We start from the raw sequence: 24,829 nt of genomic DNA on the forward strand, positions 1-24,829 counted from the left end.
AAGTATAAGCTTCTAATAATAGATGAATTAGGTTATTTACCAATAGATAAGGAAGATTCTAAGTTGTTTTTTCAACTTATTGATATGAGATATGAAAAAAAGAGTACGATATTAACAACTAATATAAATTTTAATGCTTGGGATGATGTTTTCTATGATCCAGTTATTGCAAATGCTATCTTAGATAGGATTTTACACCATGCTCATGTTGTTTCTATTAATGGAAAATCATATCGCTTAAAAGATCATTTTAAACAAGAGGATGAGTAAAAAAGCTACATTCTTAAATGATCAAAAAGTTACATTTTAATCTTGACATTTATACTCAGGGAGTACATGATACCTAGTTATATATATATATTTCTTTTTTATATAATAATATTTTTATATATACTATATTTTGTTATATAAAAGGTATATACATCTTAGACATCTTGTACCCCGTTGATTTTACTTGCTTTTAATCTTGTACCTATGTTGAACTGATATAAAACCCATCTTGTACTTACAGTTTCACAAATATCCTGTATTTTTTACCATCAATTTTTTTATCTATAATTTTATAACCGAACCTCTTGGTAATCTGTCTTGAAAATTCTATATGACTTAAAGGCTGCAGATTATTATTCAAGCAAAACTCCAAATAATTCTTATAGACATTTTTCGTTGGCTCATTTTCCACTTGTGTTTCATATTCTTCATAAAACTCAATAATTGGATTGTTGGTCTTCTCATATTCTTTAAGCTCATGCTCCACTTGTATGGATTTTGTGAACTTTTTATTTTGTAGGATTCTTTTAAGCCCCTTTAAACCCAATAAAATCAAATATTCCATGGACTCTTTTGTCCTTAATTCATATTTAATATCTGGTCTGAAATCAGGATCATCTGCTGTAAACTTTGCCTTAAACGGAATTATAAGAAGTCTTCTTTGGACAGCTCCTGTTTTATCCTTAACCCTTGGAACATTATTGGCTGAAAATAAAAGCTTGGAGTAATTATTAAAATCAAAAGGGTCTTTGCCTTTCCTCTCTGCATTAACTCTATCCCCTGTAACAAGCTTCTTAAACATTGAAGGCTCTGCAATAAATTCATCTCCAATATCGTCACCAATATTTGCAAGCTTTCCAAATAATTCTGCTGTTTTAAATCGCTCTCCCAACTCCTTTAAATCAAGAGCAGCAATATTAGAAATACCTATAAGAGTAGTTACCATATCCAAAAATGTTGATTTCCCATTTTGTTTTTCACCAGTTAAAATGAAAGCTTTTCCAATTTCATTTCTTCTATAAAATGTGTATCCTATAAGTTCTTCAAGTACACTTCTAATTTCAGCATCATTGCAGCTGATTTTATCTAAGGTTTTATCTGCTAATTCGAAATAAGCATTTGGGTTATAATCCCATGGAATTTTGTTAGTGATGATAAAATCTGGAGAATGTTCTGTAAAAGAATCATCTATTATGTTATAAATTCCATTGTTAAATGCTATGCGATTATAATCTTCAAAGCTTGGAATGACGTTATTAGTAATAAGTTCTAGGTAATTTATAGTTTCATTCCTCTTTGCTTTATTAAGCTCTGATAAATGTTTAATCATAGCTGATTCAATTTCCAAAGTACTATTTTTATAAATTCCGTCCTTATAAACGTGGAGCTGGTTATTAATTTTAATAATGTGCTCTTCTTCTTTTAAGAATTTTGCAAACTGGTCATGAAGAAATTTTGATTTCTTATAAAAAGACTGTTTAAGAAAAGCTCCATCACGAAGAATAGTATCTAACTCCCTTTGATCCACTGGTGTCTTTAAAACATATCTATTAATCAATGTAATGATGTTTCTAATACTGTCCTTACTAAAACCTTCTGATTGTAAAGTAAGAATATAATTAAAAAGTTCTTGGTTTCTCCCATCTCCTTCATCTAAATTAGAAAAGTCAGGTGCGAATTTTATTGGTTTTAGCCATTCTGGAAGAAAATCAACTTCGTCAGTTTTATTTAACCATCTTCGTGTTTTGCCACCAACTTTTAATGGAACAACTGCATTTTTCAAGCCAAGGCCTACATCAACTGTTAACCCTATAGGTGTTTTAACTTTTACTTTTCTTGTTTTTAAATCTGTATTTTTAAAATAAAAATGCATACCTCTGTCGGTTTTTAAAATACTGCACTTAACATTTAAATCTATAATCATAGCTTTAATAATTTCAGCCTCTTCCATAGAATCCAAATCTATCTGGACAATATCATCTTTTAATATGCCGCCATAATCATTTCTTGTTTTCCTTATATAATCATAGTTGTAAAATTCTTTTCTATTTTTATATTCTTCAATAGGTTTCTTACCCTTAAGTGGAATATACCCTTTGAAAATTTCCACTTTAATATTCACCACCTTTTTGCTTTATAATTTGGAAGGTTTTTATACCAAATTGCCATATATTTTGGGAGGTTTTTATACCAAATTACATATGAAATATCCCAAATAATATTAAATTCAGCCTGTTTTTTTACTTTTCTTGTACTGAAACTAGCCAATTTTTAATGTATTTTGGGATATACCTCCCAAATTCCTATTAATTTTTATATGATTTCACCAACAAAATCTTCAATTCTTTTCTTTGCTAAATTTATATACCACTCCTTATCAAGGCGTCTTGGGACTCTTTTTTCTATAACACTGTCATTTACTATAAAACATCTATCAGGTGTATTTGCTATTTTTTCAACTCTGCCACTAGGCTTTACTTTAAAAACTCCTTTGTCATCTTCATTCTTTGATGCAAATACTCTTAATGTCTTTTCCTTTAAAGGTTTGTCCCCATAAAGAGCATGAGAATATTTATAAGTAAGCTTTACAACCTTTTGAAACATTAAAAGCTCCTTACATTCCGTTATAGTTTTTTCTACTGGAAAACCTTCTATAAAATATTTCTTTAAAGCTAAGTTTATTATAGGCAGATCATTATCAATACTGTTTAGTTCCTTAACATAGGCACCTTTAGATTTAAAACCGCCGTCTTCTTTAATAATGATGTAGTTATTTACATCCTTTTGATATATCTTCTTAAAGATTTCAAAATCAAGCTTCATAAAAGTCCTATCTTCCCATTCCTTACAGATTTCTTTGATTTTATCTAAATCTGATTTCCTATTTATTTTTCCTATTAAACCATCAGTATTGGACTGAATTAAAGTCCAATGCGGTTCCAGCCTTTCTATTAAATCTAAAAGTAAAAGCTGTCCTGCTACGCATACATTATTAGCCTGTCTTGGGTCATAGAGGTTATTGTATTTGTATTTCATAGCACCATAGGTACTGTTTAGAACAATTTTATAAGGCTGCTGCATTGGGTTCTTTTCAGCCTTTAGCTTTATACGTTCCTTATATATTTCTTTATAAAATGCAGGGTCTTCTACATTTCTTGATAAAAATCCATACTCTATCATCAAAGACGGGTAAAAAGAAACTACATCCACATTTAAAAGAATTCCTTCACCTGTATATTTTTCTTTTGCACCATGAAGCCCACCCCATGCAAATACATGAGGTACACCACTTATATTTATTTCTAATGATTTATCATAACTGTGATTACTTGAATTTTTGTACCAATCAACAACCTCATTGTATTTATTTATTTTTAAATTATTTGGTATATTAAGTTCAAATTCATCACAGCGATTTATTTTATTGGCTTTTAAAATAACTGCTGCAAGCTGTGCCTTTGTTTTACTTATATATTTAAGCGGCAGTTTAAAAGCTTTAAGTAAAGCTATATGACTATCAAATTCCTCTTTACGATGTAAAAATATTTCTATAGTCTGCTCAACATCATGGGTACAGTATTTTACTACTTCCTCTAATTCTTCTTCTGTTAACTTTCTATCTATTGAAAAGCTTACAGTGCTTTCTCTAATATCATTTCCCATAAATCCTTCTAGTTCTTTTAAACCGTGAGTTGTTGTCATAATATCAAATTCATAAAGCTGTATCTTTTGAAATAGAGAGCTGTACTGCCATCCTTGATTTTTTTCTGCTATAATGAAGCTGGAGATACTATGTGGGTCAAAACCGCAAAGGATACCTTTTAAAATATACTGATCATAATGATGGCTGTTATAGCCAATCCAGATATGTTCTTTATGTTCTTCATAAAATGATGCTAATTTCTTAGCATCATTTATAAAGACATATTTTTGATGATTAATAGGGTCTATTACGACGAAGAGCCAATCTTGCAGGAAAACCTCTGCGTCAAAGAATAGAATCATACCTATTAAACCTCAAATACTTCAGTAATTTTAAAAGTTTTAAATCCTTTGTTGGTTTCCCCATACTCTACTGCATATTCTAAATTGCCATCAATTGCTTCATGGATATCAAGTATTAAATCGTAGTATTGTGAAAAACTTTCAAACTCTACTTCTATTCCAGCTTCAAGAGATCTTAAAAATTCATTAGCGTTATGAAGTCCGAAAGCTGTGTTTATAACTTGGTTCATAAACAATATGGAATTTTGATATTCGCCAGATAAGATTTTCATCCAGCAGGATAACATAGGTTTACCTGTCTTTGACTCTACAAGTTCCATTTTTTCAATTTTTACCTCATATGTTCCAAGGGGTACATCTTTGTATTGTCCTTCTCCTGTTCCTACATTTTTTAAGTCTTCCTTTAAACCCTTAATATCAAATTCCTTATCAAACTTAGCAAATAAATTTTTTGTTGCCATAATTATCTCCTCCTATTTTTTATTTTCTAGAGCGTCTGCTCTTTTTTACTGATTCTTCTTTAACTTCAGATGTTTCTAATACAGTTGTATTATCTACTACTGCTGTATTATCAGAAGTATCTTTTTCTGCTTTAGAATAAGTTTTTATACCTTCTTGAGCATCTTCTAAAGCTTTCATAAACTCATCTTTATCAAGCTTTACTTTTGGAACTTTGAAGTTAAATCTGCCACCACCGAAGACGTTCTCCTTTTTCTCCAGCTGCAAGAATCTTTCTTCACCATCCATATAAGCTCTTACAGTTAAATCTACTGTTCCTGCTAAAACGTTAGCTATTTTTTCATTAATATTAGGTTTAATTGTTGTAAGCTTAGCTCCATTTTTAAGAGTTATTTCTGTGGTTACTTCCTTAGAAATATATATAATTTGGTAGCCTAAGTTCTTAAGTCTTTTGATAGCTGATAAGTATTCAGTCCTTACCATATCCCATCCCTTACCAAAACCTGCATCCTGCTCATGGTCTATGCCTAATTTGTTATACATATAGAGCCTGCAGTGTTCATATAAATCCTCAACTAAATCAATGCATACTCTTTTAAATGTGTTATCTTTTTTCTCAAGCTCAGTTATAACATCTAAGAATACTTCCCAAGCCATTTTGACTTTTTTAAGTCTTCCTTCAAAAGTTACTTCATCAGCTATCCTTATAACTGGACTTGTGGTATTATCCGTATTTCCATCAGTATTTAAGAATAATAAATCATCGAACTGATCAACAAAAGTTGATTTACCAACGTAACTGTCGGCATATATCCACATATCCGGATACCTGTCTATTTGCAGTTCTCTCCTAACATTTTGTGGTAATAACATATATGTTTGTCCTCCCTCACAATAATTTTGATATTCACACCAATCACAAAGTCTTGATGGTGTTTTTTCATATTCTTTTTCATTAATAATTTCTTTGCATCTTAGCTTAAATTCTTGAACCTTAGCCTCATTATATGGAATTTGAATCACCTTAACTTCCATAGTTTCTAAAGTTTCATGAAGCCTTTTTCTAAACTGATATAAATCCTCAGTCTTCCTTTGCCTTATAGCTGTTTTAGGAATGAAAATAAATCCTATTTCTGATACCTTAAATCCAAGTTTTTCTAAGTAATACTGATATAAGTGCAGCTGTTTTGACTCCAGATAATGCTCTATATTATTGCTGTATTTAAAGTCATAAATGCTAATACTTCCATCCTGTGTTTGAATAATAAAGTCTACAAATCCTATAAATTCTGGAAAATCAATTTTAAACTCATATTTTTCTGTCGGCTCTTTATTATGAAGCATTTTATTTATTACAATCTGAGCCTTTTTTACTAATGATGTAAGCTTAATTACTTCATTTACATGAGCATCAGTAATAACCGGATACTGATTATAATAATATTGCTCCATTGCCTCTATACCTTTCTCAATCCCAAGATGTAATGCTGAACCTGCAATTAAAGCATTATCTGCTGCCGGTGAAGGTATTGTTTTTAATTTGTCTTTATATCGCAGTTTGAATTGGTACTTACACTTTTCAAAGCACTCAACTCTGCTGTGGGAAAATTGCACATTAACACCTCCTCTGTGAGTTTTTTAAATTCTTCAAATCCTTTAGGGTATAAAATTATTCCAATGCCTCCTGCTGCATTTATGTTTTTTATGTTTAACTTTTGAAGTTCCGTTGGTTTTCCTTTTTCTTCCTTAAGCTCAATTGCTACAAAAACTCCATTTATACAACAGATTAAATCTGGAATACCACTTCTTTGGAATCCTCCGCCCCACATCTTGAAAAACCAAGTATTAGGAAGTGATTTTAAATATCTTATAACTTTAGTTTGAAACTGCTTTTCTGTCATAACATCACCTTTTCAAATAGCTCCACAGTAAAATCCCGCCTTTGTTTTAATACTTCAAGTATCTTTTCTTCTATGCTGTTTTCTGTAATAAGATAGTAGTAAAAGCAGGTCCTATTTTGCCCTATCCTGTGTATTCTCTTTTTTGACTGCATCCAAAATTCACTAGATAGTGGAAGGCTGAAATAAATAATTCTATTTGCCTTCTGCAGATTAACTCCAGATGCCCCTGCTTGATACTGAACCAAAGTAATACTGTTTGATTTGTTTTCATAATTTTCAAGATCTATCCCATCTCCATTAATATAGGAAATGGGTCTATCTATCTTAAAACATATGTTTTTTATAATCTCAAACTCTCTTTTAAAATTGTAGAAGATAACAAATCTATCATTACTGGATTCAAAGATATCTTTTAGCACCTGATGTTTATTTAAGTTGTAAATAGATGTTAACTGCCTTAGATACAATAACTTTGTAAGTGCTGTATCTCCTGCTAAAGTTTCACCATCAATTGTAATAACTCTGTCTTTTTTAAACTTTTTATATTCTGCTGTATTAGCAACACTAACTAAGGTTTCAATCTGCTCCGGCAGGTCAAATACTTCTTCTGTTTTCATAAATACTGCACCATGGGATTTTAGTTTTTCCTTTAACCTATCAACATTTTTATAGCCTTTTACAACTGGAATTTTAAATCCTCCAACATCAATCTTTTCTGTAATTGTGTAGTGATTATAAAAGGACTTTTTACTTATGCTCCATCCAAGAAGTCTAAGCTGTGACCACAGCTCCTCATATTTTCCACCTGTTGGAGTACCAGAAAGAAGAATTACATTTTCAGGATTAAGACTTAAAATAAATTTTGCCCTGTTGGATGTTTCATTTTTGATATACTGCGATTCATCAAGTATTAATGTAAAATCCTTTAGCTTTTGTAATTGCTTCCTTCGCCATACCAAATCATAATTAATAATAATTACACTATTTTGCGGTATACTCTCTATGGATTGATTCTTAAAAATTATAATTTCTAAGTCATAGTAGTTTTTAAAATGTTCTTCCCAATCTTTGATTTTGGACTTTTGGCAGATTAGAAGATTATAGGGTGCATTTAATTGTTTCATTTTCTCTGAACCTAAAAATGTCTTGCCTAATCCCACTAGGTTACATGTCAAGATAATATGCAACCCTTCTGTGATCCTTTGACTGATTCAGTGTTCTTTCCTGATGTGGGTATAAAATTATCTTGAACATTTGGCATCACCCCCTCTTATGTTTGAAAGATTTGATACATATGTTCCACATTTAACTGCATGTTTTATATTTTCACTTTGAGTGCACCATTCAAGGTTGCTAGCTTTATTGTTTTCACGGTTACAATCAATATGATTTACATTTGGTTTATTTTCAGGGTTTGGAATAAATGCTTCAGCCACAAGTCTATGAACATATTTTTTTGAACATTTACCACGCTTATCATATAAATTAACTTTCCTGTAACCTCCATTCACATTTATTTTTTATCACCTGCCTAAACAACATTTCTATCAACTAATCCTTTAATTAATAATCTAAATGTTTCTCTACCTTTAGGTGTAATTAACGTTTGTGTTCCTACCCAGCCGGTTTTATCATTCTTCGATTCTTTTATTTCAAACAAACCGTTATTTTTATCAGCATATGGTTTTAAATTTCTCTTCTTATCTCGATAAATATATTTATTATCAATTAGAAATTTTATAAAGTCCTTTTCCTTTATCTTTAATTCTTTTGCTGTATCTCTAAAATTAGTAAGAAGATTCCTGTCTACCAGTTCATCAAAATACTCTGCCTTTGGTCTCATAATTTCATTTTCAACGTTTAACCTTGAATTTACTAATTTTAGAGATTGAATCTGATTCTCCGCCATTTTCAAAGCTCTTGACATTACCATTTCAGGTGTATTCCATGCCTTTTCAATAGAAAGAAAATACTGCCTTGCCATTTTCCCTTTTTCAGTCCTTTGAATCATACATATTTCTTTTGCCATAGGTATTGTTAAACAATAGTCCCTTGTTGGCTGATGGTTTTGAGGGTGGTCAAAAATGACCGGGGTATAATCTATTCCTTCTTTAAACCCGTATTCACACATCCTTGGAAACCAATGCCTAAACTCTGTTGCTATTTCTAAAAACTTATGAAGTTCTCTTGCTGATACTGTTGGTTCTTCTGTACTGTAATTTACTTTAATTAATTCATTCATAACTTTTTCCTCCCTTATATTTTTTTAGCATCTTCAAAAATATCAGCATAATCTTCAAGTTTAACTTCTATCAACTTCTCTGCACCATATTTTCTTAATAGTGCTTTAATTTCTGTTATCTTACCTTTTTTCATTTTCTCTGTTAGTACCATGCTTATATCTTGAATGCTTATTTGATCATTCATTGTATGGTTCTTTGCTTTTGCTCGATATTCTGCTGCAAGTCTTTCCAGTTCTTCTGCAAGAACTAAATTTATATCAGTCATAAATTCCACCTCCTTCACCCTTATGCTTTTAGAGCAAAGTCTTTGATAATGCTATTCATTACTGCAAGGTCGTCACCTGACAGCAGGATACTTAATCTTTTTAATAATTCCAATTGTTCAGGTTTTAAATATTTTTGATTTAACTTATAACCATCTGTAATCTTGATACCTCCACCATGTCGTCCTCGAATAGTTTCTATGGGGTAAGAAAGCGATAGGATATCAATATCATTTTTAATGGTTCTAATACTAACCCCAAACTCATTTGCTAAGTTAGCCATTGTGTCTTGCCTTCTATGACATAATCTTTCTATGATTTCTATGCGTCTTTCATTTGGTCCCATCGCTTTCTCACCCCCTTTCCTTTGCTCTGTGATTTAAGAATAAAAGTTAAATATGCAGACTTTTTGCTTATTTAAAAAAATTTTAGTTCCTGCAGCAATAAAAAATAGCCGGAGAAATGCTATGTGCTAAGGAACAATCCTTAAATGCACATTTACATTTCAATCCGGCTATCTAAGCAGCTCACAAGGGATTGAATTTTATTTGATTTTTATATTATTTAAGATGCTTCTTCTCTTTTCTTTTTATAAATAGACTTACAGACTTCTTTAATTCGTACCATTGTCGTCTTATCTACATATGGACTTATAACAGAATTAATATCAATTAAAACAGGTTCCTTATGCTCTCTGCATTTTATTGATATTAAAAAAGAATCTTCTTCAATAAGAATTTTAAATAATAGCTTTTTATGTTTTCCTTTGTCTCTCACTTCTTCTAATACCATAGGCACCTCCATCTTTTTCTCTAATCGTGTCATGTCAGCTTTTTAGCAAACATATAGCTAAAAAAATTTTGTCTTACTTTTATAACTTGTATGCATTTAGTCATTAACATAATGCAAGAGTAAAATTGATACATTTGTGTTATGCACGCTTACATGCGAACATATTGTTTTAAAATAACAACACGAGCTATAGCTCCTGCTGTTATCTTTATATTGAAATTCCCAAAGTATTTAATCTTATTCCTGCAGCCTGTTTTGATACTTCAAATGTGGATGCTAATTCATCAATAATTAATTCTCTAATAATTTCCGGACTTAATCCTCTCCACATAAAATCGTTTATTCTTTTTCCTGCTTTGTATCTTCCTCTTAACTCTTCTGCCTTTATTCTAAACATTTCTGCTGGCATTAGGATTGCTGCTGCTATGTTATCGGCCTGCCACTCTATCCACTCATCTGCTGTTTTAGGCTTGTATGCTCTTTGTTTAGGACATCTGCAGGCTTTTGCCATAGCTTTATCTTTATAGGACAGGGTCATAAATCTTAATTGATGCTTGTCCCAATGAACCATTTCATGTGTAACAGTAAACCTTTCTCTGCCTCTATTTGCTATTTCAGAAAGATCGCTTTCAACTAGAAGAGTTCCTTTTTTATATTGTCTTACAATATTTTGCTGAGTATCCTTATCATAAAGTTCCACACATCCATCAGAAAATATCATCATCCCTAAAGTATCACAGTTTCTATCGATATTTACATAGTCTATTTCAAGTCCCATTTTAAGCTCTGCAATATCTTCTACTGGTATTGCCATTGGTTCTTTCAAACCTTGTGGATAGTATTTTTGCAAAAATTTAGCTGCTTCTTTATCTATATCCCCTTTTCTGATGATGGGAACTAAATCATTATTCAAATTCATTATAACCCCATCCCCTTTATTTATTGTAAGCTTCTATGTCATTTATAACAAAATCACTTAATGAAGCATTATCTAATACTGCACTGCAACTTAATTTAAACCATTGGCGTATTGACTCTGAAATATTTTCTTTAGCAAAATAATCCCCTATTTCTATATCACAATTAACAAGTATATCAAAACTTACTTCTTCATCATCTTGCTTGATGTTATTGACCCTTAGTATTTCTATATTATCCAATGTAGCTTCTAAAACTTCTATTACATCTCTAGCTCTTAATGTTAAGTCATACTCAGAATAGTTATTCATTATTTCATCTTGTAGGGCATCAAAAATTTGTTGGTAAAATTGTTCTTCTATCATACCTTTAAAATAGTCATTCATGAGTATCCCCCTCTCTACTCTTTCTCATCTAAAGCTTTAATAAATTCAAGCCAAGCCTTTTCTGTAATATCACTTTTTCCCTCACTTTCAATTTTACGTGCTTTTCTAAGGGCAGTTCTAGCCAAACCACTTTCTTTTATATAATCAGGTAAGTCCATAGGGATTTCATCCCTATCTTCAGATGCTATATCAATCATATAATCTGTTTCTTCTGGTGTTAATCCTAATATTTTTGCTATTTCCTCCATCTTATTTATATTAGGTGGATTTCTTCTCCCTTTTTCAATATCACTCCAATAAGCCGGAGAGATATCTAACAGCTCTGCCATCTTTCTTAGACTTATATCCTTTTGTTTTCTTTTTTCTGCAATAAAATCCCCAAACTTACTACTCATAATATACACCTCCTTCCACTGTCAGCATTATTTATTTAAAATTGAGTTTTGAACACTTAGATAATAGAAAACTGCTTATATTCCTGTTTTTCCTTAATGAAATTCAAATTTTTAAGTCTTATCTTTGCAGCTGTTAAAGATACGTCAAATGTATCTGCAATTTCACGACTTAAGACATCTGCCCATAAATCTTTTTCAAAATCAGTTCCTATTTCATAACACATTCTCACCATACCTGCTGACTTAAATTTAGCTGTTACATATCTGGTAAAGATTTTCTTAGGCATTAATAATGCTGAAGCCATATAATCCGCCTGCCATTCAATCCAATCATCATCAGTTACAAGCTGTCTTTTCCCTGAACTTTCAATATCGGTTGTACGGCATTTTATCACTGGCTCATTTGGGATAGCACTATCAAATAATGTCATTTGCATTTTATTAATTGTGTAAATATGTCTATCCAATTGTTTTTATAGATGCTGTTCACTTTTCCGTTAGGGATAATAATGTTATACGAAAGCTTGCAGCTTATGTTATTCTTGGAATAAACGAAGAAGGTAAAAAAGAAGTGCTTTCCATACAGATTGGCGAGAATGAGAGCAGCAAGTACTGGTTAAGCGTTCTGAACGAACTCAAGAATAGAGGCGTAAATGATATTATCATACTATGTGCAGATGGATTAACAGGTATAAAGGAATCTATAGCAGTAGCCTTTCCTAATACTGAATATCAGCGTTGTCTGGTTCATCAGGTAAGAAATACGCTAAAGTATGTAGCCGATAAGCATAAGAAGGAATTTGCAGCTGATCTTAAAACTATATACCATGCTCCTTCGGAGGAAGTTGGTTATCAGCTTATGGAAAAGATAACTGAGAAATGGCAGGATCAATATCCTAATGCTATGAAGAGCTGGAGAACAAATTGGGATGTTATCAGCCCAATATTTAAGTTCTCTTCTGAGGTAAGAAAGGTTATATACACTACTAATGCAATTGAGAGCCTTAACAGCACTTATCGTCGCCTTAACAGCCAAAGAAGCGTATTCCCAAACGATACAGCTCTTTTAAAAGCTCTGTATCTTGCTACCTTTGAGGCCACTAAAAAATGGACTCTTCCACTAAGAAACTGGGGAAGAGTCTACGGAGAGTTGTCCATAATGTATGAAGGCAGGCTTAAGTAACTCCCAACTATATTCGTTAAAAAACATCCTCTCAAAGGATGTTCTTGACATGCCATAAATTTATGGCTATATTAAAACAAAGGCATGAGAGACCATCTTAGACCTTCATGCCTTAATAAAACTTATCATAGAAAGCTATTTACAGAGAAAATTTCACACCCTCAATTATTTTATTACTTAAGAGAACTTGCTACTTTTATTAGCTCATCTAACTCAACATCTTCAGCAGCTATATTGTAGTATATTCCATCTTTCCAAAACATAATTTGTTTATTCTTGTTTCCATAAACCCATGCGTCAGTTCCGTTTATAGAAATTTTTTGTGCTCTTGCTAAAGTATCTTCAGGTTTGCCTGTATCAGGAGCTTGCTGAATTCTAATTTCTTTGCCATCATCAGTTTGATAATAAGATACAGAAAGATCAAACGATCCAGTAGATGCACTATGCTTCTGGCCTGTAACTTTTACCTTTTTCATATTTTTATATTTATATTCTGGTTCTTTTGGCTTAAAATTAATATTCTTAAGAACTTCATCTTCATTATCTAAGTTTTTAACTTTACTGTTAAATTTATCTGATTCCATAGTTTTAGGCTTGTCAGATGTTGATGTATTTTTTGCAATATTTTCTTTTGCAAAGGTAATTCCACGAGTAGTGAGTAAAGCACCAAAAACAAAAATTAAAGTAAGAACTGCCAAAGGTATAAAGTTTTTATTTTTTAAGATTTTCATGTTATAGTCCTCCCTATTTTATGTTTTTATAGTGGTATAAGAGTTCTTTCTTTATATCTAACATCATTACAAAGATAGAATTTACCTGTTGATTCGGCATATACACACCATCCATTTATATAATCTCTTTCAAAATATACAGTAGACCAATCACTTCTATAATTCACATTCCAACGCTGAATTGAACCTAAATTTCCTGCATAATACTTGTGCTCCTCAAAGCTTGACCATGTTCCGTTGCCTATTACACCATCAGCTAACAATCCATAATCTCTTTGATACTGTCTAGTCGCTGCAGCAGTATTTTCCCCATAGTAACCATCACTAACTGTAAATCCTGGCACTTTTAAACTCATTCCTGCAGAATTTAATATTTTTTGTGCAGCAAATACTATACCACCTTTAGTAGTATAATTCCAACCTATCCAAGAGCTATAAGTCCAGTCATCTTGCATAGATGCAGCTGCTAGAACATGATTTTGCACGCCAAAAGTTAATAAGAAAACCATGCAAAAGCTTGTTAAAGTTACTCCAATTTTCCTCATAAGTTTTCTCCTCCTAATATAAAAATCTCAATTACTATTATAGCATATTTTGTAATTGTAATCCAATAGCTACAATTAAGTAACCATTATAGATTAATCATAGCAATGCATAATGCATATTTCTGTGCTGCACCTTTAATAAGCCAGGGGAGTGGTAGAGGTATTTAGTGAGATACTTATTTATTTCTTTTTCTCAGACTTTCAGTTTCCTTCTTTAAATTATCAATTTTTATATTGAGATCTTTAATAATAGCTATAAGGCTTTCTATAATATCTATATACTTATGTTCATTTGATTCGTATACCGTTTCAGGTTTGTTATTTACTGAATTATTATCTACAAGTAAGCTAATTAGAGAGTTTTCTTTATTTGTCATAAATTATTACTGCACCTATCTTTCATGTTAAATTATATTATTCCATACTGGATATCCCTATCATATCATTACAAAATCTGATTTTAGAATTATAAGATTAATATAAAAAATAAAATAGTTGAAGAATCTTTGATTATAAAGTAAAATTTTAGATATGAATAGATAAATACTTCGATAAATATACAAAAAAAGTAAAAATCTCTATGTCAGGCCTCGCAAACTTGCACATAGAGATCTCAGGAGAACTTCTCCAAAATCACGATTTTTAATTGTAACATAAACAAATTTGTTGTTTACATTACAATTTTACATTATGAATGGCTATATGTCAAAGGGAAAAGTTGACTATTGTCAGTCCTATTCTACATGATTTTTTCACAGGGGTGTTGCATTTAATATTGCAATTTAAGACAAAAAAACAAAAAGTAAGACAATTTTATTAAGCTGTCTTACTTTTCACACATAGCTTTTTTAATTCTTCTCTAATATTTTTGCTAGTGCCATAACAATACCTTTCAATTGCTTCTTTAATATTAGGCTATGTTTTAAAATAGTGTTGAAAATATATAAATTATTAAGGGAAGTTATTTTGACTTCCCTTAATTCGCCTTTGTAGAATATTGTGAAGCAAATATACTCTTATTTATTTTGATTATTGAGGACTTCCTCAATATTACTTATTTTCTTCTTCAAATCATCTATTTCTCTTGGCAAATTACCTATACGTCTAAAAAATCTACATATTTCTAAAACTACAATTAAAACTATTACTAATATAATAACAGCACCTATAAGTTCCAATATATTCTCACCCCTCATATAACTTGATTTTTCATTAGTTCACCATAGATTACAATTGTGCAATAAATTATAGTTAAGTTATATCCTAATTATAACATCAATTTCAAGATAATGTATATGCTTATACAAATACTGGTTCTCTTTCCTTAAAGTCTACTGTTTTTGTATAGGCACGGGCTACATTGCATTGAACCATAAAGTTCTTTACTTTTACTGCTTCTTTATCATTTTCAAACAGTTCGAGCCATTTAAACCAGTACATATAGTTACTAATGTATTTCGTAGCAACACCATTAAACCTATTCATCCATTTCTTTAATTTGCTGTGAACAGCATTTATGTGCTGAATATGGTATATTCCTTCTTTATGCTTTCCTCTTTTTATACGCTTATGTTCTAACGAAAAATCATGGGCGAACTGAACATAACTCTTATGACTATCAGTACAAAGGATAGAGGTATCCCCTATACGCCCATTATAGAGTCTTTCTAATTCTTTGTGTGTCATTCTACCCTTACATATTAGTTCAATGATTAAATTACCCTGTCTATCAATTGCAGTGGCTATACATACTTGTTCGTTAGATATACCTCTCTTTTTAACCTGTTTCCCTCTCTTACGAGATTTTCTCGGCATTTTTGATGGTTTTGTACCTTTAAAACTTTCGGCAAAGAATACCTCATCAGCCTCAATAACTCCATCAACAGAGCCTATACCAAAAAATGCTCTTATACAGTCAAGGATTTTATGCCTCCAAAAAAAACTTGTTGCTATGTTAATACCGACTATTTCTGCACTCTTTCTAATAGAATAACCATTTATCATGCACTTTGCATATTTAAGCCACATATCTAACGTTTTCTTGCTCTTGTAAGTAGCAGAGTTAGTAAAGTCAGTAAAGGTTTTTCCACATGACTTACAGATATATCTTTGTTTACCATTATATTTTCCGTTTCTTGATACAGTTTCAGAACCGCAATGAGGACAAACTTTTCCCTTGGCAAATCTAAATTCTTTAACTTCCTGTGTAATCTGGCTTACTTGCGAACCTAATATAAGCATTTCTTCTAAAAAAGAATAGATATGCTGTTGTTGGTGTAACGGTAGTCCTTGTATTTGTTTTATTAAATCACTTGAATTTGCCATAATCATGCCCTCCTTTCGTTAGATATAGCATAATTATAGCATATTCACGAATCCATATCAAATTTCAACATTGATTTAAAACATAGCCTAATATTAAGAAATATTCCTTGAACCTTGCCAAACTGTGATACATTTTCAAAGATAGCTTTACATTTTATTAAACAAAGGTAGACTCCAACAAAATTCTAACTTTTAGTATTCAGTACCTCTATTATTCGGTGTTTGTCAAATGGGTTGTCGTATAAATTTTTCATGTACGATATCTCTTAATATATTTCTGAATTTTCAAGCAATTGCTGATGCAAATATAGCGTAAATAAAAGCTGTATTTTTAACCAATATTTTCCTTATCATCCTCTTTTACCGGGTTTAGTGAAACACTTTCTGGTAAATCAAAATTTTTAATACCTCGCTTAAATCTTAATGGATGTAGCATTTTGGCTGTCATGTATACTTTTTTTCTGTTTAACATTATTTTCTCTGCTTGTCCGTTATGTCTTGAACTTGGAGTTACAAAATTTAACCCACTGTGATAGTGTTTATTGTTGTACCAATCCACAAATTGCAGCACCCATTCTCTAGCCTGTTCTATATTGGCAAAACCATCCTGTGGATAACCTGGTCTGTATTTACAGGTTCTAAATAAAGATTCTGAATAGGGGTTATCATTACTCACCCTAGGCCTTGAAAAAGAGGACATAACACCAAGAGATTCAAGCTTAGCTTTTAGGGTGCATGACTTCATTGGACTGCCATTATCAGAATGAAGGACTAGTGGTTCTCCTATGATTTTTTCGTTAACTATAGCTTTTTCCACAAGGATTGATGCTAATTCTCCAGTTTCTTCAGTCCACACTTCCCATCCAACTATCTTTCTGCTAAAGATATCCACAATCATATATAGTTTATAGTACATTCCAACTATATAAGTGGGTAACCAAGTTATATCCCAGGTCCACACTTCATTTGGCGATTTAGCAATGTGAGTCTGTGGATATTTGCGCTTTTCTGGTGGTTTTGACCGACCTCTGTGCCTTTGTAGTTTCTCATTCCTTAAAATTCTGTACATTGTTGATTCAGAAGCTATATACACCCCTTTGTCAGCTAGCGCTGGTACTATCTGTGATGGTGGTAAATCTGCATATTCCGGCATTGTTAGCACATTAAGGACGCTCTTATATTCTTCTTTGGTGAGTTTGTTTGAAGGTTCTGGTCTCTCTGCTGTTGGTCTTTTATCCTCCTTTATCTCACCATCAACATACCATCTCTCGTAGGTTCTGGCACTTATGCCGACGGTATCACAAGCCTCATATAACCTTGCACCGGCTTCTCTTGCTTTATTGATTAAAGTAACTATTTTACTGCGATCAGAGAGGTTTATTAATCTTCCACGGTTTCCCCTAAGATCGCTTGTAACTTTTTTCTAAGTATCAATAGAGCAGCAGCTTCCGCTAGCGCTTTTTCCTTTCTATTAAGTTCATTTTCAAGTTCCTTAATTCGCTTTGAATCTTCTGTTTTAATAGCTTTTAGTTTCTTTATGTCTTCTCTGTCTGCGACACTATTGTTGGCATTTACACAATTTCTAATCCACGCTTTAACTTCTTCACAGTATAATCCTTTTTCTCTGCAGTACCTTGATAGCTCAACCTCTGACAGAGCGTAAGTCTCCATAACTACTAAAAACTTATCCTTTGGCGTGAAGTTTTTCTTTTGCTTAAGATCAAGTTTCTCACTCTGAGCCTTCTTCTTCCATGTTGCTAAAGTTGACTTACTTATCCCTGTTTCTATCGATAACTCTCCTAAAGATTTACTCTCTGGCGGAAGTAGCCTAGCTACATATCTAGCTATCTCTTCCTTGGTATACCTCTTAATCTCTCTCTTCATTAACGATCATCTCTCCTTTGTTCGAGAATACCATAATCAATTCCTTACGACAACTATCTTACCACAGGGGGTATTTTATTTATGCAGCCATCCAAATCTTTGATAATCTGCTTAGACCAGAAAGAACCTCAGTACAATCCATCCTTCTTCTTCAAGCTTCCTTGTTACTTCTAAATCTCTTTCCATATTTCTTTTTATCTTTTTATTCCAGTATTCTTTATTTGTACCTGCAACATCTGTATTCTCCTTATAATTGTATCCATGCCAAAACTCTCCATCACAAAATACAGCAACTTTTTTAACCACAAATACAACATCAGGCTTTCCAATTAATTTCCTATAATTTTTTCTATAACGATAACCTCTGCTCCACAGTGCTTTTCTTAGAATACATTCACTCTTACTGTCTTTATTTTTTATTGCTCTCATATTTTTTCTTCTTTGTTCTGGAGTTAAATTATCCACTATTTTCACCTCAAATTTATTAGATAAAAACTGACTTGTTTAATTAATGCTAATTTTAATTTACCATTTTTTGTACACTATGCTTACATTTAAATCTATTCTGCTTGTACTAATACCATTTTTTTAATATAATGTATTATATGAGTAATAAAGGGGTTGATGCTAGTGGCCATTGCTGGAAACAGTTATACAATACAATTAAAGCCTTCTCATCTTGGTTGGGGAGATTATCGGTATACAAATACGAGAGATATTATCTACGGAGAAGGATATATTCCTTTACCCAAACCATATGCTAAAGCATTTAATATATTTAACTCGAATTATTCTGCTACAGGCCTGGGATATAATTTATTTCGTGCTTCATCTGTTGATGGTTTTTTAAATAACGTAACGCTTCTGGCCCAAGGTTCTTCAACTGCTGGAGATATATATGCTAAACAATTTTCTGTACATGGTAATCTTAAGATGATTGGGGCATGGTATGCGAGTCAAAATGCAACAACTAACAATTTAGTAAGAGTTACTTGGACATCCCCAACAGATATTCTTCTTGAAATAATTTAATTTAAAATCCACTTTGATAAATTATCTGTCAAAGTGGATTTTTGCTTTTGTTCATATTCTTATAATTCGGTTATAAATCAGATAACAATATCTGCCTATTAACAGAAAATATATCTCTAATGTTTTTATGTGTATAATGCTTGGACTCGTATGATTCAACAAGTTTAATCATATTAGATACACTCATTGCTGAACCAGAAACACCAGTAGCATTAACAATATCTATAATTTGAGAATTAATGTTCTTTCCAAAGCCACCTGCAATATATGAAAAAAAGGCAAGCGGATCACTAGAATTACTATAACGATTTAAATTTCCTATATAATTGTGAACCATTCTATTATGATGGTCATTGCTAATTGTATATTTACTGTATGCCTTATTATCTATAATAGCCTGATATCCATCTTTATCAGATAAAATTAAAACATCAGGCGTAAGGCCTATAGGTCCTACATGTTTTGCTTCAAAACCAAAAACATTTTGAAATAATTGCACAGTTGCTTTTTCAAAGTCTGAAGCCTCATCTCTCCCTTTAAAAGCCATTTCAAAGTACTCTGTCATAAATGCACCAACAGACCCTCTTGGATACAGTTTCAAAAGGGTTTCTTCTACCAGCTTGTCCTCAAAACCTGTCTGCTCAGAAATTTTATCTATAAGATCTGTCGTTATTTTGGTTATCGGCTGTTTTAAAGATTCAACAATATATGCTTTTTTAATCTTCTGTTCAGCAATAATTTTAGCTGTAATAGTCTTAGTTTCTGTAAGATTTCTAGTATCTTTCTTGTGCTTAGGGTCAAGGCCGTATTTTCTTTGAAAATATTCATGTTGTTCAGGTCGATCAATAAAAGGCGGTGAAACAGATAAAATCTGCTGAACTTCTAATCGTTTATCTTCAAGAATACGTACTTCACCATTATCTCTTTTTACAAGCTGTGTATATTCTAACCAGTTTACAATAGTATTTGCTAAATCCATTAAATGCCTATATGGATGTTCAAGATTGATATCACCTTTTGAAGATTTATATTTATCAAAAAAATCTTCTTCATGAATCATATCGCCGCTTTGTCTGAATTCTAAAATTTTACCTACAATATATCTATAACATTTATCTGTTTCATTTTCTGCCTTCGTAACTATAATTTTTGCAATTTCCTCTTCTGTCAAATATTCTATCTCTGGATCATTTAATAGTCTCAATAAAAATCTAAATGGTCTGATTTTAAATCTTGGGGCGACTTGAACTCCTCTGCTCAATGAAAAAGAAGATGGAAACTGATATTTTAAAATTTGGTTTTTCAAAACTTCAACAGGAGAGTCACCTGCCATTATGGCTTCACCTGCTAATGTTAACTTTATCTTTCCTGTTGATTCCTGTGTGAATATCAACCCTAAGCTTGTAAGCCATGCCTTATATGTTCGTGCTCCTCCGCCTGTCTGATCTCTGCGTTCCCCTTTACGCTTTAAACCTGCCTGCTCTAAGGCATCTTCAAAAGATAAATGAGACTCTCTCTGTCCCTGCCATTCTTGATCTAATGATAATTCAGCAAATGCTGATAATACTTCAGGAACAGAATTTAATTTTCGCTTTGGTCTTGTTACCCACCAGTAATTTAACAAACCTGCTACCCCCTATTCATTAACATTACATGGAACATTTTCATATTCAATACCTGCAAATGTTCTTAATACAGCTTCAAATATTATCTTTGCTCCTTTAGCTGGGACTGCCATCCCTATCTGCCTTCTTACACTTTCCTTTGAACCCTTAAATAAATAATCATCTGGAAATGTCTGCAGTCTTGCTCTTTCCCTATTAGTTAATGCTCTTGGCTCAGCATAATGATATATATGAGTTCCACCGCCGCCTGAACCTGTTACTGTATAGGCTGGTCTATTAGGATCTAATCTTTTATATATTTGACTTATCTTTGCCCCTTTAACATTCAATCGAAGATGCTCAGGTAAATCTGCCGTGAAAGCATTTTCTCCAGGTCTTATATATTTTAATCTCTCTGTTACTATTGCTGATTGTCTTGTCAATTCATTATTCGGTGCATCTTTCGGAATTGGTGGTACTTCTAATGCTGTTCTACAGGTATTATCTAAGTCTTTATACGGAACCGGAGAAGGAACTTTAAATTCATACGGTAAATCTTTTCTAATACCTATAATAATTATTCTATGACGTGCCTGCGGTATACCATATTCTTCAAACTTATATAAATGAGGATATAATCTATATCCAGCCTCTCCTAAATCATTAAGTATCTTTTTAAACGCTCCACCATCATTTGCCGACTTTAAACCGCCTACATTTTCAGCAAGAAACCACATTGGTTTGAACTTTTTCAATACTTTTACCCCATAAGTGTACAATGGTCCATATTCTCCATTAAATCCTTTTTGTTCGCCTACAACCGAAAAGTCATTGCATGGAAAACCAAATGCAAGGGCATCTATGGGTTGCAAAGAATCTATGTTCAACTTCCTTACATCCTGACATATAACCGATTCAGGATTATCCGGACATATATTGTGTATGTAAGTATCACAAGTATCTCTGTCATAGTCATTTGCCCATTTATGAATTATTCTATATTCCTTATTTTCTATTTCTGCTGTTTTTGCTCCATAAGCCAGCCCTCCAGGACCACAAAACAGTTCTCCTAATTCAAATTTCATTTAAAATCCCTCTCTTGTCTATACTTTTTCACCATTTGTTAGTATAAAGTTTCTCTCAAATTTTGCTTCAACAGCTTCTGCTATTTGTTCTAATTCTGCTATTGTAAAACTTTCTCTTTTTAGTTTTGAATTAAGATTTTGAGGAGATTTTCCTAACCTCCTTGCTAATTCTGCTACACTGATATTACTTCTAACGCACAGTACCTTAATTTGTTCTGAAATTTTCATCTTTCCCACCCCATAATAAGTGAAAATCTTCTCTAAGTATAAACGTTTTATTTTATACTGTCAATTATTTTGTTTAGCAACACATGAATGAAATTAAATTTATGCATTAATACAACAAAAAAGCACATAGCCTTCCATTCTTGTTGATATAAAGTGTATTTTGTTCATGCAATTTCATAAATCTTGCATACTCTCATACCTTCACCAACTCCCCCTCATATTTCTATCTCTCAATTTATATTTGCCAAAAAGTGCACCCCCGGGGGTTCAAATCCCCTCAAAACCTTAGTCTACGGAAACATAAAACACACATGAAAAAAAGGGGCAAATTGCCCCAAGCCTTTGATTTCAAGCTATTTCTTCTCTATCAACGCAACGCACTCCACGTGTGCAGTTTGTGGAAAATTATCTATAGGCTGAATTTCTAAAGTTTTATAGTTAAGATTCTGAAGTATTGCTAAATCTCTTGCTAAAGTAGCTGGATCGCAAGAAACATAAACTATTCTTTTAGGGTTCATTTTTGCTATAGCTTCTAGTAAACTTTTTTCGCAGCCTTTTCTTGGAGGATCTACTACTACGACATCAGCTTTTATACCTTCTTTAATAAGTTTTGGTATTATTTTTTCTGATTCCCCTTCTAAAAATTCTACATTATTTACATTGTTTTCTTCTGCATTTTTTCGTGCATTTTTAATAGCCTCTGAAACTACTTCTACTCCATAAACTTTTTTAGCCCTTTGAGATAAAAAAAGTGATATAGTTCCTGTACCACAGTACGCATCAAATACTATTTCATCCCCAGTTAAATTTGCATATTCTAAGGCCTTATTATATAAAAGTTCAGTTTGAACAGGATTTACTTGAAAAAACGAAAGTGGAGAAATATTAAACTTAAATTTACCTATATAATCACTTATAATTGGATCTCCCCATAGGACTTTGTTAGTAAGTCCTAGTATTACATTTGTTTTTTTAGTATTTATATTTTGTACTATACTTCTAATACCTGGAATATTATTAATCATTAAGTTTATAAATTCATCGATATATGGAATTTTTTCTTCTTTTGTTACTATAACTACCATTACTTCAGAAGTTTTAAATCCCTTTCTTATCATTATATGTCTTATGTTACCACTGTTTTTTTCTTCATCATAAGGCTCAATATTATATTTATTTAACCATTCTTTAGTAAGCCTTACTACTTCATCTGCTGTCTTATCTTGTATATAACAACTATCCATAGAAATAATATTGTGAGTCCTTGGAGCATAAAATCCAATTTTAATTTCTCCATTTACTAATTTTACTGGTAACTGAACTTTATTCCTATATCTATATGGATTATCCATGCCCAATGTTTCATGAACATTAATATCGTTAATATCTAACTTTCCTATTCTTTCTACAACATCTTTTACCCTTTGAGTTTTAAACTTAAGCTGACCTTCATAAGACATATGCTGAATTTGACAGCCTCCACATCTTTTATATACAGGACATTTGGGCTCTTGTCTATAACTTGATTTTTCTATAATCTCTAAAAGTTTCCCATAAGCAAAATTTTTAGATACCTTTACTATTTTTACCTTTACAGTTTCTCCTTTTATAGCTCCATGTACAAATACTGTAAAATTATTTATCTTACCTACTCCTTCTCCCTCATATCCCATACTTGTTATATTTATAATGTAATCTTTATTTTTTTCAATGGCTAAATTTTGATTCATATATATTCACCTGCTTATTTATTGCTTTATTAAAATTTATATTTACTTTAACTTACATTAGATAATTATACTTTATTATATATATAAATTAAATATATTAGGCAAAAAATTAAGAATGAAGCTTTAAAACTTCATTCTTATATATAACTTTATTCGATTTTAAAAGTTTCACACTGTGTTTCTTCGCTACTGCCAGCCTTAGAACCAATTACTTGAACATTTAAAGATTTACATTTTCTGTTTTCATTATATTTGCAGTTAATTGCTTCACATTTTATAGCAGGGCTCATTTCTATACTTTCTGTTGTAAATACTTGTTTTATTTCTCCAACTACATTCATATTTGGAAGATTTGCAACAGCATTTATAAATCCTTTAGGGGCGAAGGTATTACACATAGTTTCTTTGCTGTTATGAGCACCTGCCCCTATTACATGTATAATAGTTGCAGAACATAACCCATTAACATTATTAACACAATTTAAAGCATTACAACTTAATTTACAACTCATAAACACACCCTCCATCACAATTTATATGTATATTGGGATGATTTTATATTACATTAAAAATAAAATCATTATATTATTATTCATATTTCTTATAATTATATTTTATCACATACTGTAAAATTTATTCTTAAAAATAAAGTAAATTTAACCAATATAATTTTTAATTAAGCTATAGTTATCTCTCAAAAGTCTTTTTATTAAAGAATGAATACTATATATAGATACAATAGAAATTTAAAAGAATATATATAATATAAATTAATTTAAAGCTTATTGTAGGTTAATCAAAATATATATTTAAAAATTTTTTGTTTAAATGTATATTTTATATAAAAAAA

General features: G+C 31.5%; 30 protein-coding genes and 1 pseudogene. 3 read left to right on the top strand and 28 right to left on the bottom strand.

Annotated elements, in window-relative coordinates:
- On the top strand, positions 1 to 270 hold a 270-nt coding region (locus B5D11_RS08995), incomplete at its 5' end, for an ATP-binding protein (protein WP_180376994.1).
- A gap of 235 nt (positions 271 to 505) precedes the next feature.
- Here the strand turns inward: B5D11_RS08995 and B5D11_RS09000 are convergent.
- The 15 genes from B5D11_RS09000 to B5D11_RS09070 form a co-directional block, all read right to left on the bottom strand.
- Positions 506 to 2,380, bottom strand: coding sequence for a DNA primase family protein (locus tag B5D11_RS09000; protein WP_078682708.1), 1,875 nt, complete (start codon positions 2,378 to 2,380; stop codon positions 506 to 508).
- 203 nt (positions 2,381 to 2,583) lie between these two features.
- The gene (locus tag B5D11_RS09005; RefSeq protein ID WP_078682709.1) at positions 2,584 to 4,275 is read right to left on the bottom strand and encodes a hypothetical protein; all 1,692 of its coding nucleotides are present in this window, start codon (positions 4,273 to 4,275) and stop codon (positions 2,584 to 2,586) included.
- Positions 4,276 to 4,280: 5 nt separating this feature from the next.
- Positions 4,281 to 4,736, bottom strand: coding sequence for a DUF669 domain-containing protein (locus B5D11_RS09010; protein ID WP_078682710.1), 456 nt, complete (start codon positions 4,734 to 4,736; stop codon positions 4,281 to 4,283).
- Positions 4,737 to 4,755: 19 nt separating this feature from the next.
- The gene (locus B5D11_RS09015) at positions 4,756 to 6,348 is read right to left on the bottom strand and encodes an AAA family ATPase (protein ID WP_078682711.1); all 1,593 of its coding nucleotides are present in this window, start codon (positions 6,346 to 6,348) and stop codon (positions 4,756 to 4,758) included.
- Positions 6,270 to 6,635 carry a VRR-NUC domain-containing protein gene (locus tag B5D11_RS09020; protein WP_078682712.1) on the bottom strand — a complete coding sequence of 122 codons (366 nt, stop codon included), beginning with the start codon at positions 6,633 to 6,635 and terminating at the stop codon, positions 6,270 to 6,272. The genes B5D11_RS09015 and B5D11_RS09020 overlap by 79 nt, the downstream gene beginning before the upstream one ends.
- Positions 6,632 to 7,759 (bottom strand): SNF2-related protein, encoded by a 1,128-nt coding sequence (locus B5D11_RS09025; RefSeq protein ID WP_078682791.1) that lies wholly within the window; start codon positions 7,757 to 7,759, stop codon positions 6,632 to 6,634. The genes B5D11_RS09020 and B5D11_RS09025 overlap by 4 nt, the downstream gene beginning before the upstream one ends.
- Positions 7,760 to 7,876: 117 nt before the next feature.
- Positions 7,877 to 8,146, bottom strand: a complete 270-nt coding sequence (locus B5D11_RS09030; protein WP_242942262.1) for an HNH endonuclease — start codon at positions 8,144 to 8,146, stop codon at positions 7,877 to 7,879.
- Between the two features lie 20 nt (positions 8,147 to 8,166).
- Positions 8,167 to 8,877: an antA/AntB antirepressor family protein gene (locus B5D11_RS09035; RefSeq protein WP_180376995.1), complete on the bottom strand. Its 711-nt coding sequence runs from the start codon at positions 8,875 to 8,877 to the stop codon at positions 8,167 to 8,169.
- Between the two features lie 14 nt (positions 8,878 to 8,891).
- Positions 8,892 to 9,143 (bottom strand): hypothetical protein, encoded by a 252-nt coding sequence (locus tag B5D11_RS09040; RefSeq protein WP_011838242.1) that lies wholly within the window; start codon positions 9,141 to 9,143, stop codon positions 8,892 to 8,894.
- 20 nt (positions 9,144 to 9,163) lie between these two features.
- Positions 9,164 to 9,487: a helix-turn-helix transcriptional regulator gene (locus B5D11_RS09045; RefSeq protein WP_011838243.1), complete on the bottom strand. Its 324-nt coding sequence runs from the start codon at positions 9,485 to 9,487 to the stop codon at positions 9,164 to 9,166.
- A gap of 218 nt (positions 9,488 to 9,705) precedes the next feature.
- A complete protein-coding gene (locus B5D11_RS09050) occupies positions 9,706 to 9,933 on the bottom strand; it encodes a hypothetical protein (protein ID WP_078682714.1) in 228 nt (75 codons plus the stop codon).
- A gap of 208 nt (positions 9,934 to 10,141) precedes the next feature.
- Positions 10,142 to 10,852: an ImmA/IrrE family metallo-endopeptidase gene (locus tag B5D11_RS09055; protein ID WP_078682715.1), complete on the bottom strand. Its 711-nt coding sequence runs from the start codon at positions 10,850 to 10,852 to the stop codon at positions 10,142 to 10,144.
- Positions 10,853 to 10,868: 16 nt separating this feature from the next.
- The gene (locus tag B5D11_RS09060; RefSeq protein WP_035380416.1) at positions 10,869 to 11,237 is read right to left on the bottom strand and encodes a hypothetical protein; all 369 of its coding nucleotides are present in this window, start codon (positions 11,235 to 11,237) and stop codon (positions 10,869 to 10,871) included.
- Between the two features lie 14 nt (positions 11,238 to 11,251).
- Positions 11,252 to 11,632, bottom strand: coding sequence for a helix-turn-helix domain-containing protein (locus B5D11_RS09065; RefSeq protein WP_078682716.1), 381 nt, complete (start codon positions 11,630 to 11,632; stop codon positions 11,252 to 11,254).
- A gap of 56 nt (positions 11,633 to 11,688) precedes the next feature.
- Positions 11,689 to 12,027, bottom strand: a complete 339-nt coding sequence (locus B5D11_RS09070; RefSeq protein ID WP_242942263.1) for an ImmA/IrrE family metallo-endopeptidase — start codon at positions 12,025 to 12,027, stop codon at positions 11,689 to 11,691.
- Positions 12,028 to 12,077: 50 nt separating this feature from the next.
- On the opposite strand from B5D11_RS09070, the pseudogene B5D11_RS09075 reads away from it, so the two are divergent.
- A pseudogene (locus B5D11_RS09075) lies at positions 12,078 to 12,815 on the top strand (IS256 family transposase); the annotation flags it as partial.
- Between the two features lie 173 nt (positions 12,816 to 12,988).
- Here the strand turns inward: B5D11_RS09075 and B5D11_RS09080 are convergent.
- The 8 genes from B5D11_RS09080 to B5D11_RS09110 all read right to left on the bottom strand — a co-directional run bounded on the left by B5D11_RS09080 (position 12,989) and on the right by B5D11_RS09110 (position 18,765).
- The gene (locus tag B5D11_RS09080) at positions 12,989 to 13,546 is read right to left on the bottom strand and encodes a DUF4367 domain-containing protein (protein WP_078682717.1); all 558 of its coding nucleotides are present in this window, start codon (positions 13,544 to 13,546) and stop codon (positions 12,989 to 12,991) included.
- Positions 13,547 to 13,572: 26 nt separating this feature from the next.
- Positions 13,573 to 14,091 carry a peptidoglycan-binding domain-containing protein gene (locus tag B5D11_RS09085; protein ID WP_078682718.1) on the bottom strand — a complete coding sequence of 173 codons (519 nt, stop codon included), beginning with the start codon at positions 14,089 to 14,091 and terminating at the stop codon, positions 13,573 to 13,575.
- Between the two features lie 176 nt (positions 14,092 to 14,267).
- A complete protein-coding gene (locus B5D11_RS09090) occupies positions 14,268 to 14,468 on the bottom strand; it encodes a hypothetical protein (RefSeq protein WP_078682719.1) in 201 nt (66 codons plus the stop codon).
- A 639-nt stretch (positions 14,469 to 15,107) separates the two neighbouring features.
- On the bottom strand, positions 15,108 to 15,269 hold the full coding sequence (locus B5D11_RS12565; RefSeq protein WP_242942264.1) for a hypothetical protein: 162 nt from the start codon (positions 15,267 to 15,269) through the stop codon (positions 15,108 to 15,110).
- 121 nt (positions 15,270 to 15,390) lie between these two features.
- Entirely contained in the window at positions 15,391 to 16,416 is a 1,026-nt protein-coding gene (locus B5D11_RS09095) for an IS1595 family transposase (RefSeq protein ID WP_078682720.1), read from the bottom strand.
- Between the two features lie 331 nt (positions 16,417 to 16,747).
- On the bottom strand, positions 16,748 to 17,797 hold the full coding sequence (locus B5D11_RS09100) for an IS3 family transposase (protein ID WP_143327694.1): 1,050 nt from the start codon (positions 17,795 to 17,797) through the stop codon (positions 16,748 to 16,750).
- Positions 17,797 to 18,300: a transposase gene (locus tag B5D11_RS09105; protein WP_078682722.1), complete on the bottom strand. Its 504-nt coding sequence runs from the start codon at positions 18,298 to 18,300 to the stop codon at positions 17,797 to 17,799. The genes B5D11_RS09100 and B5D11_RS09105 overlap by 1 nt, the downstream gene beginning before the upstream one ends.
- A 111-nt stretch (positions 18,301 to 18,411) precedes the next feature.
- Entirely contained in the window at positions 18,412 to 18,765 is a 354-nt protein-coding gene (locus tag B5D11_RS09110; RefSeq protein WP_078682723.1) for a very short patch repair endonuclease, read from the bottom strand.
- 159 nt (positions 18,766 to 18,924) lie between these two features.
- Here B5D11_RS09110 and B5D11_RS09115 point away from each other — a divergent pair, with 159 nt between their 5' ends.
- Positions 18,925 to 19,332: a hypothetical protein gene (locus tag B5D11_RS09115; RefSeq protein ID WP_020458090.1), complete on the top strand. Its 408-nt coding sequence runs from the start codon at positions 18,925 to 18,927 to the stop codon at positions 19,330 to 19,332.
- 70 nt (positions 19,333 to 19,402) lie between these two features.
- Here the strand turns inward: B5D11_RS09115 and B5D11_RS09120 are convergent, their stop codons facing one another.
- The 5 genes from B5D11_RS09120 to B5D11_RS09140 all read right to left on the bottom strand — a co-directional run bounded on the left by B5D11_RS09120 (position 19,403) and on the right by B5D11_RS09140 (position 24,491).
- Positions 19,403 to 20,725: a restriction endonuclease FokI C-terminal domain-containing protein gene (locus tag B5D11_RS09120; RefSeq protein WP_242942265.1), complete on the bottom strand. Its 1,323-nt coding sequence runs from the start codon at positions 20,723 to 20,725 to the stop codon at positions 19,403 to 19,405.
- 243 nt (positions 20,726 to 20,968) lie between these two features.
- Positions 20,969 to 22,021, bottom strand: coding sequence for a DNA cytosine methyltransferase (gene dcm / locus B5D11_RS09125; RefSeq protein WP_011838250.1), 1,053 nt, complete (start codon positions 22,019 to 22,021; stop codon positions 20,969 to 20,971).
- 18 nt (positions 22,022 to 22,039) lie between these two features.
- Positions 22,040 to 22,249, bottom strand: coding sequence for a helix-turn-helix domain-containing protein (locus B5D11_RS09130; protein ID WP_011838251.1), 210 nt, complete (start codon positions 22,247 to 22,249; stop codon positions 22,040 to 22,042).
- 353 nt (positions 22,250 to 22,602) lie between these two features.
- Positions 22,603 to 23,979 carry a 23S rRNA (uracil(1939)-C(5))-methyltransferase RlmD gene (rlmD, locus tag B5D11_RS09135; protein WP_078682724.1) on the bottom strand — a complete coding sequence of 459 codons (1,377 nt, stop codon included), beginning with the start codon at positions 23,977 to 23,979 and terminating at the stop codon, positions 22,603 to 22,605.
- Positions 23,980 to 24,128: 149 nt separating this feature from the next.
- The gene (locus B5D11_RS09140; protein WP_078682725.1) at positions 24,129 to 24,491 is read right to left on the bottom strand and encodes a DUF1540 domain-containing protein; all 363 of its coding nucleotides are present in this window, start codon (positions 24,489 to 24,491) and stop codon (positions 24,129 to 24,131) included.
- Positions 24,492 to 24,829 lie beyond the last annotated feature (338 nt).

This window comes from Clostridium sp. USBA 49 (genome assembly GCF_900167505.1).
GTDB lineage: Bacteria > Bacillota > Clostridia > Clostridiales > Clostridiaceae > Clostridium_AT > Clostridium_AT prolinivorans.